The sequence below is a fragment of the Anoxybacillus amylolyticus genome (assembly GCF_001634285.1).
GTDB lineage: Bacteria > Bacillota > Bacilli > Bacillales > Anoxybacillaceae > Anoxybacteroides > Anoxybacteroides amylolyticum.
The window spans coordinates 614790-628369 of the sequence record NZ_CP015438.1 but is presented as its reverse complement, the minus strand read 5'-3'; the positions used below and the strand labels follow the sequence as shown (position 1 = coordinate 628369).

Annotated in this window: 17 protein-coding genes; 5 read left to right on the top strand and 12 right to left on the bottom strand. The window is 44.2% G+C overall.

What is annotated here, in order from left to right; all coding sequences use genetic code 11:
* Positions 1-58: 58 nt before the first annotated feature.
* From thrB to yutH, 5 genes are all read right to left on the bottom strand, one after another.
* Positions 59-973 carry a homoserine kinase gene (thrB, locus tag GFC30_RS03140; RefSeq protein WP_066322873.1) on the bottom strand — a complete coding sequence of 305 codons (915 nt, stop codon included), beginning with the start codon at positions 971-973 and terminating at the stop codon, positions 59-61.
* The gene (gene thrC, locus GFC30_RS03135) at positions 970-2031 is read right to left on the bottom strand and encodes a threonine synthase (RefSeq protein ID WP_066322872.1); all 1062 of its coding nucleotides are present in this window, start codon (positions 2029-2031) and stop codon (positions 970-972) included. Before thrC ends, thrB begins: the two co-directional genes overlap by 4 nt.
* Entirely contained in the window at positions 2031-3329 is a 1299-nt protein-coding gene (locus tag GFC30_RS03130; protein ID WP_066322871.1) for a homoserine dehydrogenase, read from the bottom strand. Before GFC30_RS03130 ends, thrC begins: the two co-directional genes overlap by 1 nt.
* Positions 3330-3521: 192 nt before the next feature.
* Complete coding sequence (locus tag GFC30_RS03125; protein WP_066322870.1) at positions 3522-4514, bottom strand: 2-hydroxyacid dehydrogenase; 993 nt, start codon at positions 4512-4514, stop codon at positions 3522-3524.
* A gap of 67 nt (positions 4515-4581) precedes the next feature.
* Positions 4582-5571, bottom strand: a complete 990-nt coding sequence (gene yutH / locus GFC30_RS03120; protein ID WP_066322869.1) for a spore coat putative kinase YutH — start codon at positions 5569-5571, stop codon at positions 4582-4584.
* Positions 5572-5771: 200 nt separating this feature from the next.
* Between yutH and GFC30_RS03115 the strand changes: the two genes are divergently transcribed.
* Positions 5772-6269, top strand: coding sequence for a phosphatidylglycerophosphatase A family protein (locus GFC30_RS03115; RefSeq protein WP_066322868.1), 498 nt, complete (start codon positions 5772-5774; stop codon positions 6267-6269).
* A gap of 31 nt (positions 6270-6300) precedes the next feature.
* On the opposite strand, the gene GFC30_RS03110 is transcribed toward GFC30_RS03115, so the two are convergent.
* The 3 genes from GFC30_RS03110 to GFC30_RS03100 form a co-directional block, all read right to left on the bottom strand.
* On the bottom strand, positions 6301-7071 hold the full coding sequence (locus GFC30_RS03110; RefSeq protein WP_066322867.1) for a TIGR01457 family HAD-type hydrolase: 771 nt from the start codon (positions 7069-7071) through the stop codon (positions 6301-6303).
* Positions 7072-7171: 100 nt separating this feature from the next.
* Positions 7172-7804 (bottom strand): helix-turn-helix transcriptional regulator, encoded by a 633-nt coding sequence (locus GFC30_RS03105; RefSeq protein ID WP_066327069.1) that lies wholly within the window; start codon positions 7802-7804, stop codon positions 7172-7174.
* A 76-nt stretch (positions 7805-7880) separates the two neighbouring features.
* Entirely contained in the window at positions 7881-8318 is a 438-nt protein-coding gene (locus GFC30_RS03100) for a DUF86 domain-containing protein (protein WP_066322866.1), read from the bottom strand.
* A gap of 114 nt (positions 8319-8432) precedes the next feature.
* On the opposite strand from GFC30_RS03100, the gene GFC30_RS03095 reads away from it, so the two are divergent.
* Positions 8433-8702: a DUF3055 domain-containing protein gene (locus GFC30_RS03095; RefSeq protein WP_066322865.1), complete on the top strand. Its 270-nt coding sequence runs from the start codon at positions 8433-8435 to the stop codon at positions 8700-8702.
* A 58-nt stretch (positions 8703-8760) separates the two neighbouring features.
* Positions 8761-9027 (top strand): cytosolic protein, encoded by a 267-nt coding sequence (locus GFC30_RS03090; protein ID WP_066322864.1) that lies wholly within the window; start codon positions 8761-8763, stop codon positions 9025-9027.
* Positions 9028-9052: 25 nt separating this feature from the next.
* Here the strand turns inward: GFC30_RS03090 and GFC30_RS03085 are convergent, their stop codons facing one another.
* Positions 9053-9328, bottom strand: a complete 276-nt coding sequence (locus GFC30_RS03085; protein ID WP_066322863.1) for a YutD family protein — start codon at positions 9326-9328, stop codon at positions 9053-9055.
* A gap of 131 nt (positions 9329-9459) precedes the next feature.
* Between GFC30_RS03085 and GFC30_RS03080 the strand changes: the two genes are divergently transcribed.
* On the top strand, positions 9460-10122 hold the full coding sequence (locus GFC30_RS03080) for a YhcN/YlaJ family sporulation lipoprotein (RefSeq protein ID WP_409978511.1): 663 nt from the start codon (positions 9460-9462) through the stop codon (positions 10120-10122).
* Positions 10123-10358: 236 nt separating this feature from the next.
* Here GFC30_RS03080 and lipA read toward each other — a convergent pair whose 3' ends face one another.
* Positions 10359-11252, bottom strand: coding sequence for a lipoyl synthase (gene lipA, locus GFC30_RS03075; protein WP_066322861.1), 894 nt, complete (start codon positions 11250-11252; stop codon positions 10359-10361).
* A gap of 205 nt (positions 11253-11457) precedes the next feature.
* On the opposite strand from lipA, the gene GFC30_RS03070 reads away from it, so the two are divergent.
* Positions 11458-12423 (top strand): M23 family metallopeptidase, encoded by a 966-nt coding sequence (locus tag GFC30_RS03070; RefSeq protein WP_409978510.1) that lies wholly within the window; start codon positions 11458-11460, stop codon positions 12421-12423.
* A 14-nt stretch (positions 12424-12437) separates the two neighbouring features.
* Here GFC30_RS03070 and yunB read toward each other — a convergent pair whose 3' ends face one another.
* Positions 12438-13175 (bottom strand): sporulation protein YunB, encoded by a 738-nt coding sequence (gene yunB, locus GFC30_RS03065; RefSeq protein WP_409978496.1) that lies wholly within the window; start codon positions 13173-13175, stop codon positions 12438-12440.
* Between the two features lie 57 nt (positions 13176-13232).
* Positions 13233-13535 carry a YunC family protein gene (locus tag GFC30_RS03060; RefSeq protein WP_066322859.1) on the bottom strand — a complete coding sequence of 101 codons (303 nt, stop codon included), beginning with the start codon at positions 13533-13535 and terminating at the stop codon, positions 13233-13235.
* Positions 13536-13580: the final 45 nt, after the last annotated feature.

The window sequence follows — 13580 nt, the reverse complement described above, 5'->3', positions numbered from 1 at the left end:
GAAGAAAAGCGACCTTTTGGCCAGCTCCTTATCATATTTATTCTACATACTCGACAATTTATGCTTCTAGCGCCATTTTGTAGACGCGGCTACCAATTGGTTCGACCGTTAAACATTCCACCTTACAATGCGGAAAGTGTGGCGTCAATTTTCCCTTCAACCATTCTCCTCTTCCTTGCTCGGCAAAGCAAAGAACGGTCGGACCTGCGCCACTCAACGCCACCCCAAACACCCCATACTCTTTAGCGAGCGCCTGCACATGGGCTAATTCCGGAATTAACGATGCTCGGTACGGTTGATGGAATATGTCTTTATCCATCATTTTTCCTGCCAAGCGCCAATTTTTTGTCAACAGTGCTGCCACGAGCACGTTGCTGACCGCGCTCGCTTCTACAGCTTGCTCTTTGGGAAAAGAAACAGGAAGGACACTACGCGCTTTTTTCGTTTCCAATTCATAGTTCGGAATAACTGCCACAAGGTCTAGTTCGATATTTGGAACATGAATAATCGTCGTTTCTTCTTCTCGATGGCAACCGATGACGAGTCCCCCGTACAATGACGCGCCAACATTATCTGGATGGCCTTCAAAACAGCTTGCCAACCGCGCCTTTTCTTCCATCGTAAGCGACAACCTAGCAAGTTCATTCGCTAGTTCGATGCCTGCTACAACGGCTGCCGCACTGCTTCCTAGCCCGCGCGTAAAGGGAATATCACTATATACATCAACCGCGCACGCCGGTAACGTTTTCCCATGCGTGCCGGCAATTTCGTCCGCCACCCGAAAAATTAAATTATCCGTCCCAGTCGGAATCGTCTGCACTTCTTCCGAACGAGCGGTAAATTTCCATTCATTTGCTTGTCGCACTTCCAATACTAAATAGCGAGAAACTGCTAACCCGATCGAATCGAACCCAGGTCCTAAATTTGCCGTACTCGCCGGAACAACAATTTTCAACATCTCGTCTTCTTTCATTGGTGAACAGCCCCTTGAATATGTTCAAACAAGATCTGTTCATCATTTGGAAGCACGATTGGCTCCATATCAGCTGCCTCCATTGCGATTGCTGGGTCTTTTAGTCCGTTTCCGGTCAATACGGCAACAACGATACTTCCTTCTTTCACTTCTCCAAGTTTCCGCTGCTTGATCACCCCAGCAATCGAAGCACACGACGCTGGTTCGGCAAAAATTCCTTCCGTTCTTGCCAGTAGTTTATACGCTTCTAAAATCTCTGCATCCGATACATCGTCTATTTTTCCGTTTGATTCGTTTACCGCTTGCACTGCTTTTTCCCAACTTGCTGGGTTGCCAATACGAATCGCGGTCGCAATCGTTTCTGGTTCCGTAATGACTTGGTTGCGCACAATTGCCGCCGCACCTTCCGCCTCAAAACCACACATTTCTGGTAGCCCCGTTTGCTTTCGTTCGTGGTATTCTTTAAACCCTTTCCAATAAGCTGTAATATTCCCAGCATTTCCAACCGGAATCGCCAATACATCTGGAGCCTTACCAAGCTGCTGGCAAACTTCAAACGCAGCTGTTTTTTGCCCTTCAATGCGGTACGGGTTTACCGAGTTAACGAGCGTAATTGGTGCGATGTCGCTTAAACGTCGCACCATTTTTAACGCTTCATCAAAATTCCCTTCAATCGCAAAAATTTCTGCCCCATACATCACCGCTTGCGCTAATTTCCCCATCGCAATTTTCCCGTGCGGAATGACGACAATGCAGCGCATGCCTGCTCGCGCTGCATAAGCAGCAGCTGCCGCCGACGTATTTCCAGTCGATGCACAAATAATTGTATGGCTCCCTTCTTCTTTCGCTTTCGCCACTGCCATCACCATGCCGCGGTCTTTGAAGGATCCGGTCGGATTGGCCCCTTCCACTTTCACATACAGCTCAATACCAAGCTTTTCAGATAGCCTCTCTAGCCGAATTAATGGAGTATTCCCTTCATGAAGTGAAAGAAGCGGCGTTTTTTCCGTCACCGGTAAAAATTCTCGAAATTCCTGTAACAATCCTTTCCATGCCATTAGTTCCCATTCCCTTCTACGCGATACGAGCTTTTCACATCTTTCACAATCGCTAGGTCACGCAACTGCTGCAAAATCTCTTCATACGCTTGTTGGGACGCCTTGTGCGTGACAATGACAATTTCTGCAATTCCTTTTTCTTTTAGTGGCAACTGTAAAATTTTCTCGAAGCTAACCCCCCGTTCAGAGAAAATTGCCGTAATTTTGGCAAACGCCCCGACTTCGTCTTTGACATGAATACGAAGAAAATATTTCGAGAAAATTTCTGACGAAGCTTTTAACTGCTTTTCGTATTGCGGAGCAACTGCGCTCCGTCCGTTTACCCCAAGTCGCATATTTTTCATAACTGCTACTAAATCGGATACTACTGCGGTTGCGGTCGGAAGACTTCCCGCACCTGGACCGTAAAACATCGTTTCCCCGACTGCTTCTCCGTATACGTACACTGCATTATATTCATCGCTCACCGACGCTAACGGATGAGAATCCGGCAACAACGTCGGCTGAACGCTCACTTCCACTTTATCACCGTCGCGATGTGCAATCCCAATTAATTTCATCGTATAGCCAAGCCGCTTGCTGTAATCTAAATCTTCTTCCGTAATACCAGTAATCCCTTTTACTTGCACATCTTCTAAATCAATATTCATGGAAAATCCTAAACGGGCTAAAATCGCCATCTTCCGCGCTGCGTCTAACCCTTCAACGTCTGCGGTTGGATCTGCTTCTGCATATCCAAGCGCTTGCGCTTCCGCTAACACTTCCTCGTACGGACTTCCGTATTTACACATTTTCGTTAAAATAAAGTTCGTCGTTCCGTTAACAATTCCCATCATTTTCGTGATTCGGTCAGACGCTAAGCCGTCGACAAGGCTGCGTAAAATCGGAATGCCGCCAGCAACGCTCGCTTCATAAAATAAGTCGCAACCGTTTTCTGTCGCTACTGCGAGCAATTCCGAACCGTATAGCGCCATTAAATCTTTATTCGCGGTTACGACATGTTTCCGTTGCTGCAACGCTTGCAATAAGTAGTGCTTCGTTTGCTCCACTCCACCCATCACTTCGATGACGACATCGATTTCTGGATCGTTAATAACCTCTTCCGCATTCGTTGTTAATAGCTCTAGAGCGACTTTCACATCACGCTCTTTATATAAATCACGAACGAGAATTTTTTTAACAACAACCGGACAGCCGACTTGATGAATAAGTTGGTCTTGATGGTTCTTAATAATTTTTACAACCCCGCTGCCTACTGTTCCTAATCCTAACAAACCAACCGCAATTGGCTTTGCCATCCTCTCCACTCCCTCTTGTATTTTCTGCATGAACATTTGTTTTTATATAGTAGACATTATAAAAGATGTTCCTTTCTTTTACAATCATTATTTTTTTATCATATATTCTGAAAACGCTTAACATCAAGTGAATTCAGATAATTTTTTTAAAAAGAAAAGGAAAAGCGGAGGCGGCTGGTTAAACTTTTGAAGCTACGCCCGTTTCTGTACTAGCCATTCTTTATTCACTAGTGCTTCTGGCGTTTCGCCTGTTAACACCGCGATAATGTTTCGGCAGCTCCGTTCCATCATCTTTTTTCGCGTTTCGATACTAGCGCTTCCGATATGTGGAAGGGCGACGACGTTTTTTAATGACAGCAGCGGGTGGGATGGGTCGACTGGTTCTTTCGTAAAGACATCTAACCCAGCAGCGGCGATTTCTCCTGCCACAAGCGCTTCGTATAGTGCCTCTTCATCGACGACAGCGCCCCTTGATGCATTAATAAAAATTGCCGATTTCTTCATCCAACGGAACGACTGACGGTTGAATAAATGGCGCGTTTCTTCCGTAAGCGGCGTTAAGCATACAACAAAATCAGCCGCCTGCAACAACTCTTGAAACGTGCAATATACCACACCTAATTGCCTCTCCGCTTCTTCGTTTCGCGTCCGATTATGATATAAAATGTTCATTTCAAACCCTTTCGCCCGTTTTGCGACCGCTTGTCCTATTTTTCCAAGACCAACAATACCAATCGTTTTATGGTGTACGTCCGTACCTGCCAACAAAAATGGACTCCAGCTTTTCCATTCGCCTGCTTTGATATACTCTGCCGCTTCTACTAAACGCCGTGCCGTTGCTAATAATAGCGCAAACGTCAAATCCGCTGTCGTATCGTTCAACACGTCTGGCGTATTGCAAACTGCCACACCATATTCGGTCGCTACCGGCACATCAATGTTATCAAACCCGACTGCCATGTTTGCTACCACTTTTAACTTTTCTCCTGCTTCCATCACTTCCCGATCAATACGGTCGGATAACATCGTTAGTAGCGCATCCGCTTTTTTCGCTTCGGCAAGCAACACGTCTCGCCCCACGGGCACATCGTCATGCGGCCACATCGCCACTTCTCCGATGGCTCGCAACGGCGCAATTACTTCTTCTGGCAATTTCCTTGTAATAAAAATATACGGCTTGTCCATGTTCATTTCCCCTTCCTTTTTATCTTAGTCATAAGCACCCAAAAAGCGGCGATATGCCGCTTTTTGGTTACTTCTTTAGCCAACGAACGACTGGCAATGAAAAGCGTTTGGGCAAGTCTAATTGTTCGTAAAATGAAGCTAAAAACACCTCATACGCTTGGGAACGATCGATGAGCGAACGTAACATTTGCGCATAGCGCTTTTTTTCTTGTTCGCTTTCCGCCAAATAATATCCTTCTACATATTCAAAATAAGGGATCGGGAACAATAACCGGGCATAAAGAAGCCGAAACGAAAACGCCGACAACGGGGTAATGCGCTCATAATCACGGAAAAACAGGTGCAGTTGCTCTATTTCTCCTTGCATATATAGCGCACGTACCCACTCTGCTAAGTCACGAGCACAATGATCGTACACCCAGTCAAGCGGGAGCTTCACCTCCTTTCCTCCCGCCCATAACGCTTGTGGCAGCCGCTCATGACAAACCGTCCCCGCATCTATCGTATACGGATGCTCATCTAACTCCGTATCGGCAATGTATTGAATCGCATTTTCCGCTAGACCTGCATAATACGGAAATGATTCAACAAACCAATCCGTAAATTCGTCTTCCCGTTGTTTCCATTTTTCTTTCCAAAATAACTCCATTTGATCTAACCGTTTCCCCCATAGCTGTTTCCACTGTCCGATTCGATTACAATAGACAATATTGCTCGGAACATATCGACCGAGGGCATGAAATTTTGCTAGTTCTTTTCCAAATGGTGCTGTTCTTGCGTACAGTTGCGCTGGAATACGAAACAAGGCGACATGCTGACCGTTATGAACAGCCACTAGGTTTCCTTTCGTTGTCGGAACGATCGTCGCGACAGATAAATCTCCTCTTGCTACTAAATACGCAGCCATTTGATTTAACTCGCTCATCTCCTTTTCCGTTCGATGGTGAACAGGGACAAGAAGAAATTTTTCCTGTTGACATAAAACCACATTATACTTCCCTAGTTTCTCCGTTCTCTCCACTTTCCTTCCATATTGTTGTTCGACCCATTCAAACATAAGCCCCCTCCTTTCTATCCAAATATATGCCAAACAAAAACCGAATACGAATGTGCAAAATATTTGTGCAGCCTTCCAGTTTTTGATTATAATAATTTCAACGTGTAGAAAAAGCGTTCGCCCATCGTTATCTATTCTTAAAAAAGGAACGCTTTTCTCCATTTCCACATATACAATACAAAAAGAAATAGGTGAGCAATATGGGAAAATACATTATGAACAACCTCGAACACGTTGCACGTCAGTGGCTAGAAACAAGAGGAGTAAAAATTGAAGATATTGCTGAGCTTGTTTATTATTTACAGTCTAAATATCATCCAAATTTAAAAATGGAGGAATGTATTGAAAACGTCAACCGCGTCATTTCAAAACGCGAAGTGCAAAATGCGATTTTAACCGGTATTCAACTCGACGTTCTTGCGGAGAAAGGAATGCTAGACGAGCCTCTCCAAGCAATCATCCACCGCGATGAAGGCTTGTATGGGGTAGACGAAATTTTAGCACTATCCATCGTCAACGTGTATGGCTCTATTGGTTTCACAAATTATGGATATATCGATAAACAAAAACCTGGGATTTTGCAGTACTTAAATGATAAATCCACTGGGAAATGCAACACCTTCCTAGATGATATCGTTGGTGCGATTGCAGCAGCCGCCTCCAGCCGGCTAGCGCACCGCGCCGCCAATACAGAATAAAGGGCGCCATTTTGGCGCCCTGTTTCGTTCGCTAAATTCTTTCCATCCATTCTGTTAGTGAATCAACCGTATACGTCGGCTGTTCGGCGTACTTTGCTAATAACTCTTTCGTCGTGACGCCTGTATGCACCAGAAGTGTATCAATCCCGGCGTTCATCCCGGCTTTAATGTCCGTATCGTAGTAATCGCCAATCATTAATGTTTTTTCGCGGGGGACGCGAAGCATTTTTAACGCTTGTTCCATAATAATTTTTTCCGGTTTGCCGATAAAAATCGGCTGCACTTGCGTGGATACGGCAACAACAGACGTCAACGAACCATTCCCGGGTAACAATCCTCGCTCGGTTGGAATCGCAATGTCTCCATTCGTTGAAATAAACGTTGCCCCATTTCGGACAGCTAAGCAGGCAATCGCTAGCTTTTCATAGGTAATCGAGCGATCAATGCCCATGACGACAAACTCCGCATCTTCTTTCGCAAACGTAAAACCTTTTTCTTTCAGTGCTTGGTGAATGCCGTCTTCGCCAATGACATAAACGGTGGCATCTGGCTTTTGTTCATAAATATAATTTGCCGTTGCTTGGCTTGTCGTAAATACTTGCTGTTCAGTCGCTGGAATGTCGAATGACTGCAATTTTTCCGCTACTTGCGCTGGCGTCCGCGAGGAATTGTTCGTCACAAATAAATACGGGATATGACGACGATGCAACTCTTTTACAAACTCACGCGCTTCCGCAATACATTCTGTTCCGCGATACATCGTGCCGTCTAAATCGATTAAATACCCTTCATACGTTTTCACTTGCAGCACTCCCTTACGTTCTATACGTAACACACTTTATCGCACAACATACAAGATGTCAAAACAAAAACGCTTCTTGAACAAGCGAGAAGCGTTTTTGTCATTCATCCGTTTCTTGAATTTCATAGTGGCAAACGTCGTCGCCTTTTGTCATGCACGCTTGCAAGGCGACTTTTGAATTGAGAAGCTGCTGAAATAGTTGCAGCTCACATGAACAAATGGAGCGGTATTTTTTTGCAATTTCCGAAATCGGACAATGGTGGGCGATGAAATGGTACACCCCTTGACTGTCTTTTTTCAGCTGTGCCATGTAGCCTTGTTCGTTTTGCAATTCGAACAGTTTTTGCATTTTTTCTTCGAGCGGTTTTTCTTGAAAAACGTGCGCATACCGTTCTTTCATCCTTGCCATTCGCGCTTGTAAAAGGGTAGCGACCATTTCTTTTCCCGCCAACGCTTCTAAATCACTCAACAACTCGACCGCCCATTGTTTGTAGTGTTGCGGAAACTGTTCTTCCCCTTTTTCCGATAGCTCATACACGTTTGTCGGTCTTCCCATCGCTTGGCGAAAAAGCGTTGAACAAATCAGCCCGTCGCGCTCTAGCGCTTGCAAGTGGCGACGTACGGCCATTTCACTTATATGGAGCCGCTTTGCCAATTCCCCAGCTGTTAGTCGTTTTTCGATCTTCAACAGCTTCAATATTTGTTGCTTTGTGGAAGAGGATTGATAATCCATCTCATTCACCGTCCTCTCCCTCATTGTACGCTATTTCTTTCATTGATACAATTTTTACACAAAAAAGTTAAGAAAGTTAGTTGCGGAATGCCGAAACAGGCCCAAGCTCGTTTTCTAAATAGGTACGAATCGCCTTCGGGTACGCTTGTAATGCCTGTAGCGAACAGCGAAATGCTTCGAGCAATTCCGTTTTACTTGGGGTTGTGTATTGCTGAACAAGCATTTTGCGATAATGAATAATCGCTTTTAGCTGTTTTGCGTCTTCCTCTGTCACGACTTTTTCATCGGCTAAAATGTCGATAATATCGTCATAACTACCAGGATCCCGCATAATGAAGCCGTCAATCATTGCATTTCCGACGTCTAACACTGCTTCGATGCAAACATGGACGATTCGTTCCAACGCCAATTGTTCGATATCATCGTTCCATGACGGTTGTTGTTCATACAATGTGAGCATTTTTTCCATATAACACAACGTTTTTTCAATTTTTTGTCGATCAACAAAATACATGAAGTGGCCTCCTTATGCAAAAAACTGTTTTTTATTGTATTATAACAAAAGAAACCGGACACTTGCAGAAATGTTTGGTAAGATGAGGGTAATGGCTGTTAGGAGGTGGATAGCATGAACGAGCGTTTTTTCTTGTATGATGATACGACGGAAACGAAAACAAGATTTGTTAGTTTTCTCGGTGAGCGGCAACGCTTTGACTTAGCGATCGTGCAAACAGACCGCTTTTACGGAAAATATTTAGTATTAGATATGCAAAGCAATCGCTTTGCCATTATCGGTCGTGATGATTTAGAAGAACCTGGGTATTTAGAATATGCTTATCGGTTAAGCGAAGAAGATGCCAATGATTTACGGTCGTTTTTGAGCGAGTTTGTTGGATAGCTTGGTGGATGGCAAGGAACATTATAACTAAATCCTTGCTAGAAAAGAGGCGACAACAATGGAATATCGCGATTTCTCAAGTGTGGAAAAGCAACGAGAGTTTTTGACCGCAGAAGAATTTCCTGAGGGACCATATGGGCATCCACAAGGAAAAAAGCGCCCTGTCGAAAACAAAAGCACGCCATGGGAAGAAGGGCAACGGTATTATAGCGCTTTCAACTATGAATACAAAGCGTTTCATCAACATATCCCCCGTCAAGACCCTGGCGCGCACCCACCGCACGACGATCCAACGAAGGAGGAACAGCCTCCATATGAAGGATAGGTTATCTCACGAGGTGTGAGATAGCCTACTTTTTTACTTTCTTTAACACGAAATACGCGCAACCGAAGTTGCAATATTCATACAAATATTCGGATAATGTGCTGATTTTTGTATCGTACGTTGCTTTTTGGTTATGATCGTCAAAAAAACCACGCAATCGCAATTGATTATATCCCCAATCGCCTACAATATAATCGTATTTATTTAAAATATCGGCATAACGCGCCCGAAACGCTTCTTCATTAAACCCGTTTTTCACATTCTCAATAAGCTCATAGCATGTATTATTGACGCAAATCATTTTTCTCACCTCTCTTTTTATGATAAACGATGCTGCGTTTCCAATCAATTACTGTGATAAGACATCGAAAAGAAAGGAATGATGTAAGCGAGGGGGTGTTAACATTGAACAAAGCATGGTTGACTTTATCGATGGGTGTGGTTCTTTCGCTAACCGCGTGCGCACAAATGGCCGAGAATACTCGCGATACGCTATATCCGCGGAACGGAAATACGATTAACGTTTCCGATCGCAACGACTTATACAACGTGCAAGGGCTTCCAAATGGTATGGATTCTCGATTAAATAATTTTGGCTACGTTCGCCACCAAAAAAGCCCAGTAGCAGGGGGAATGAACAACGTTGGCACTTTGCCGACACTCAATCGCGAACGTGTCGCTGATTTAATTAGCAAATTATGTGTGCAACTCCCACACGTCAACGACGTCGCTACACTTGTCACGGATGAAGAAGTGTTAATCGCTTATGCCACTGATACGAAAAACAGGTTTGAGACTGCCGATCAAGTGAAAAAGACTGCGCTTTCCGTCGTGCCTCGTTACTATCATGTTTACGTTGCTGATGATCCGCGCATGATGAAAGAAATTGAACGGTTCGGTCGGCTCGATTCCAATAGCCGAAACATCGACCAAATTATTGATACAACCATTAAAGAAATGTTGAAATATCCACAAGGCCGCAAGTTAAGCGACGGAGAAAACGAAAACGGTGAAATGATCAATGAAATGAACGACCATTTAGATCGGGATTTTCATGACGGTACGCCAATCTCGAAACAAAAAATGAGCAAATAAACGCATAGTTGTATACTTTCCAATAATAAGAAAAGCGCAAAGCGCCCGCCTATCGGCGAAGAGCGCACAAGCCCCACCAAGGAGGCTCAGGCCAAGCAAAGCTTGGGCTTGCTTGGGATATTTCAAAGAAGCGAACTGCGATGGCGCTTAAAGCGAGACAGCTTCCGACCCAATCGCAAAATTTTATACTTTCTTATCTTTTCAAAAAAGGGACTCGTTAGTGAGTCCCTTTTTTGTTAGCCTTTGTTTCTTTGGGCAGTTGCCGCGCTTACTTGTTCATCCGCATGGTAGGAGGAGCGAACAAGCGGTCCTGCTTCGCAATGGCTAAATCCTTTGCTTAACGCAATTTCTTTTAGTTCCATAAACTCGTGTGGGTGGTAATATTTTTCAACTTTTAAATGTTTTTTTGTTGGCTGTAAATATTGTCCAATCGTTAAAATATCAACATAGTTCGCACGTAAATCGTCCATCGCTTCCATAATTTCTTCTTTCGTTTCGCCAAGCCCAATCATAATGCTCGATTTTGTCGGAATATCCGGTTGCAATTCTTTCGCGCGGCGTAAAAATTCTAGTGAACGCTCATATGTTGCCCGTGCCCTTACCCTTGGCGTCAAGCGGCGGACAGTTTCAATGTTATGATTTAAAATATCTGGGCGAGCATCCATTAAAATTTTTAAGTTTTCATAAACCCCCCCCATATCAGAAGGAAGCACTTCAATCGTCGTTAACGGGTTTTTGCGGCGGATCGCCCGTACCGTTTCCGCAAATACCGCCGCACCTCCGTCTTTTAAATCGTCGCGTGCTACTGCTGTCACAACGACATGCTTTAAATTCATTAATCGGACCGAATCTGCAACTCGTTCTGGCTCTTGCCAATCCAATTCCGTCGGCAAGCCCGTTTTCACTGCGCAGAAGCGGCAAGCGCGCGTACAAACATCGCCTAAAATCATAAACGTTGCTGTTTTTCTTACCGCCCAACATTCATGAATGTTCGGGCATTTCGCTTCTTCACATACCGTATGCAGCTGCTTTTCCCTCATCATTTTTTTTAGACCTGTATACGTTTCATTCGTATTTAGCTTTATTTTCAACCATTCCGGTTTCCGGACACGTTCTTCATTTGTTGCCATGGCTCACACTCCAGTCGTTGATTTACACTTTTCATTATAAAAAAAAGCAGAAGCGAACTCAAAGAAAATTGTTGCGCTTCGTTGACTTGGCAATTTTTAATATTTATGAAAATCGACAATTGTTCCAAACTAATCATATGAGATTCGTGGAAAGGAGGTCAAAACTGTGCGTACCTTCATTAGTTCGATTACGGCCATCTTTTTATTGGTGGCTACTTCATGGACGGCTTTTGGAAAAGAGCTAGACGCCAACGAAATATACACCCAACGCATGGAACTTTATAAAAAAGCAGAGGCTGTTTCGCTTATTCCGTGGTACTATTTCGCCTCGATTGACCAATACGAGCGAAACGTCCGGCTTGTCCGCCGCGATCTTCCGAAAGCAACAGGGGTACTTGGCATTTACATTCCACCCGAACGATGGGCAGGACCATTAAATAAAAATAAGCACGATACAAATCCGTTTACGATTTCTCAATTTGGTGGGCTTGGAATCGATGGAAATGGGGATGGGGTCGCCAATCCGAATGATGATGAAGACGTCATTTTTGCGATTGCTCGTTATTTGCAAACATACGGAACCGACCATGAGCATATAAAAATTGCTTTATGGGACTATTACCAACGAAGCAAAACAGTGGATTTGATTTTAGGAAAGGTTGAAATTTACAAAAAATACAAGACACTTCTGCTCGATGACCATGCGTTCCCGCTTCCTCTCTATGCTAATTATACGTATAAAAGTACATGGGGCGATGCACGCGGTTGGGGAGGAAAACGTATTCATGAAGGAACAGATATTTTCGCTCATTACGGGGTACCTGTTCGTGCGACATGCTACGGCATTGTCGAGTTAAAGGGGTGGAATAAATACGGCGGTTGGCGCGTCGGGATTCGTGATATTAACAATACGTACCATTACTTTGCCCATTTAAATGGGTTTGCACGCAACTTGCAAGAAGGGCAAGTCGTCGAGCCAGGGATGATTATCGGATCTGTCGGGAGCTCTGGATACGGTCCACCTGGAACAGCCGGAAAATTCCCGCCACATCTTCATTACGGCATGTATAAGGATAACGGCTATACCGAATGGTCGTTTGATCCGTACCCGCATTTAAAAATGTGGGAACGGGCAGAAAAGAGGCAGAAAAAACAAGGAGGGAGGAACTAATTGCTTCCCCCCTCTCATTGCACTGGAATTTCAAACGACGGACCTGAATTCGAGCCGTTATTATAAAAATTCGGCACTTGCCCTTGGATAATCCGCATCGCGACCGGGATGTTTTTCGACACAGTCGTTGGCTTCGTCGCAAATGGCATCACGACTTGTACGGTCACTTCAATATGGATGTCGATTTCTACTAATGCGTTGTTAATCCCAAACGGTTCAATCGTTTTTCTCACGTTTGACATTACATTGCCGACCGCGTAAAAACGAACAGGAACACGTGGACCGAGGTTGCCAAGCAACACGTTATTCGTCGCTTGCCCAACTGGAATATAGTAAATAATTCCGTCGTTTTTCCCCCCATTGACTTCTGTATTAGGAATTTCTAATTCATGCAAATTGCCTTGCGAAGCCATTTTCATTTTTTTTTGCACCCGAGTAGTCGTCTTCCCCAAAATTCGGCTGACAACTGCTCCGTTAAAATCAATCGATGAAATGTGTCCATCTTTGTCTTGTTGGACGGTAATTAAATCTTTCACATCTAATCCTTCTTCTGTGATTAGTTCGTTAATGGCACTGTCAATAACCATGTTGGCAATTCGTTTCGTCTCTTTTTCCGCGAGTCGCATGAGCGTAGGTTCAATGCCCTTATTTACTATCCAAAGACCCGCAGCAGTGGACAATATAAAAAAAACAACAGTCAATAAGACGACATAACGAAAGGGAAGCGGCCCCCTTTTTGGTAAACGCCCCAAGCAAATCCCCCCTTACAAGCTATATGTATGCTTGTGAAGGGGGACTTTTGTTATTTTTTAACGCATTTTTAACAACGCTTCTTTTCCTTTCATGCCTGTTGTAATTCCAAGCTGTTCAGCAGCGATAGTCACCGACTCAAGCGGAGCTTCTAGTAGCTGCTCAATCGTTCGCACACCTACCGCTCTTGCGGCAATAATAGCACGGTCTTTTAGTTTTTCGTTTAACAGCGCAACGTCTAGCGCTCCGCACATAATATACCCTTTATCGCTTGTCACCACAAGCAAATTTGTTTTCGGCAACTGCACAGAAATTGCTGTAAACGGGTAGTTGTCAATAATAATCGGATAGACGGTAATCATGAAAACACCCCTTTCCTTCTTTCAATGTATGAAACAAGGAAAAAA

Bases quoted from the DNA above. Each gene is read 5' to 3' on its own strand.
- GFC30_RS03085 (WP_066322863.1), bottom strand. From the start codon at position 9,328: ATGATTTGCGTCAATAATACATGCTATGAGCTTATTGAGAATGTGAAA.
- GFC30_RS03125 (WP_066322870.1), bottom strand. From the start codon at position 4,514: ATGGACAAGCCGTATATTTTTATTACAAGGAAATTGCCAGAAGAAGTA.
- yutH (WP_066322869.1), bottom strand. From the start codon at position 5,571: ATGTTTGAATGGGTCGAACAACAATATGGAAGGAAAGTGGAGAGAACG.
- thrC (WP_066322872.1), bottom strand. From the start codon at position 2,031: ATGGCATGGAAAGGATTGTTACAGGAATTTCGAGAATTTTTACCGGTG.
- GFC30_RS03080 (WP_409978511.1), top strand. From the start codon at position 9,460: ATGGGTGTGGTTCTTTCGCTAACCGCGTGCGCACAAATGGCCGAGAAT.
- GFC30_RS03090 (WP_066322864.1), top strand. From the start codon at position 8,761: ATGGAATATCGCGATTTCTCAAGTGTGGAAAAGCAACGAGAGTTTTTG.
- GFC30_RS03095 (WP_066322865.1), top strand. From the start codon at position 8,433: ATGAACGAGCGTTTTTTCTTGTATGATGATACGACGGAAACGAAAACA.
- GFC30_RS03105 (WP_066327069.1), bottom strand. From the start codon at position 7,804: ATGGATTATCAATCCTCTTCCACAAAGCAACAAATATTGAAGCTGTTG.
- GFC30_RS03130 (WP_066322871.1), bottom strand. From the start codon at position 3,329: ATGGCAAAGCCAATTGCGGTTGGTTTGTTAGGATTAGGAACAGTAGGC.
- GFC30_RS03100 (WP_066322866.1), bottom strand. From the start codon at position 8,318: ATGTATTTTGTTGATCGACAAAAAATTGAAAAAACGTTGTGTTATATG.
- thrB (WP_066322873.1), bottom strand. From the start codon at position 973: ATGAAAGAAGACGAGATGTTGAAAATTGTTGTTCCGGCGAGTACGGCA.
- GFC30_RS03060 (WP_066322859.1), bottom strand. From the start codon at position 13,535: ATGATTACCGTCTATCCGATTATTATTGACAACTACCCGTTTACAGCA.
- lipA (WP_066322861.1), bottom strand. From the start codon at position 11,252: ATGGCAACAAATGAAGAACGTGTCCGGAAACCGGAATGGTTGAAAATA.
- GFC30_RS03115 (WP_066322868.1), top strand. From the start codon at position 5,772: ATGGGAAAATACATTATGAACAACCTCGAACACGTTGCACGTCAGTGG.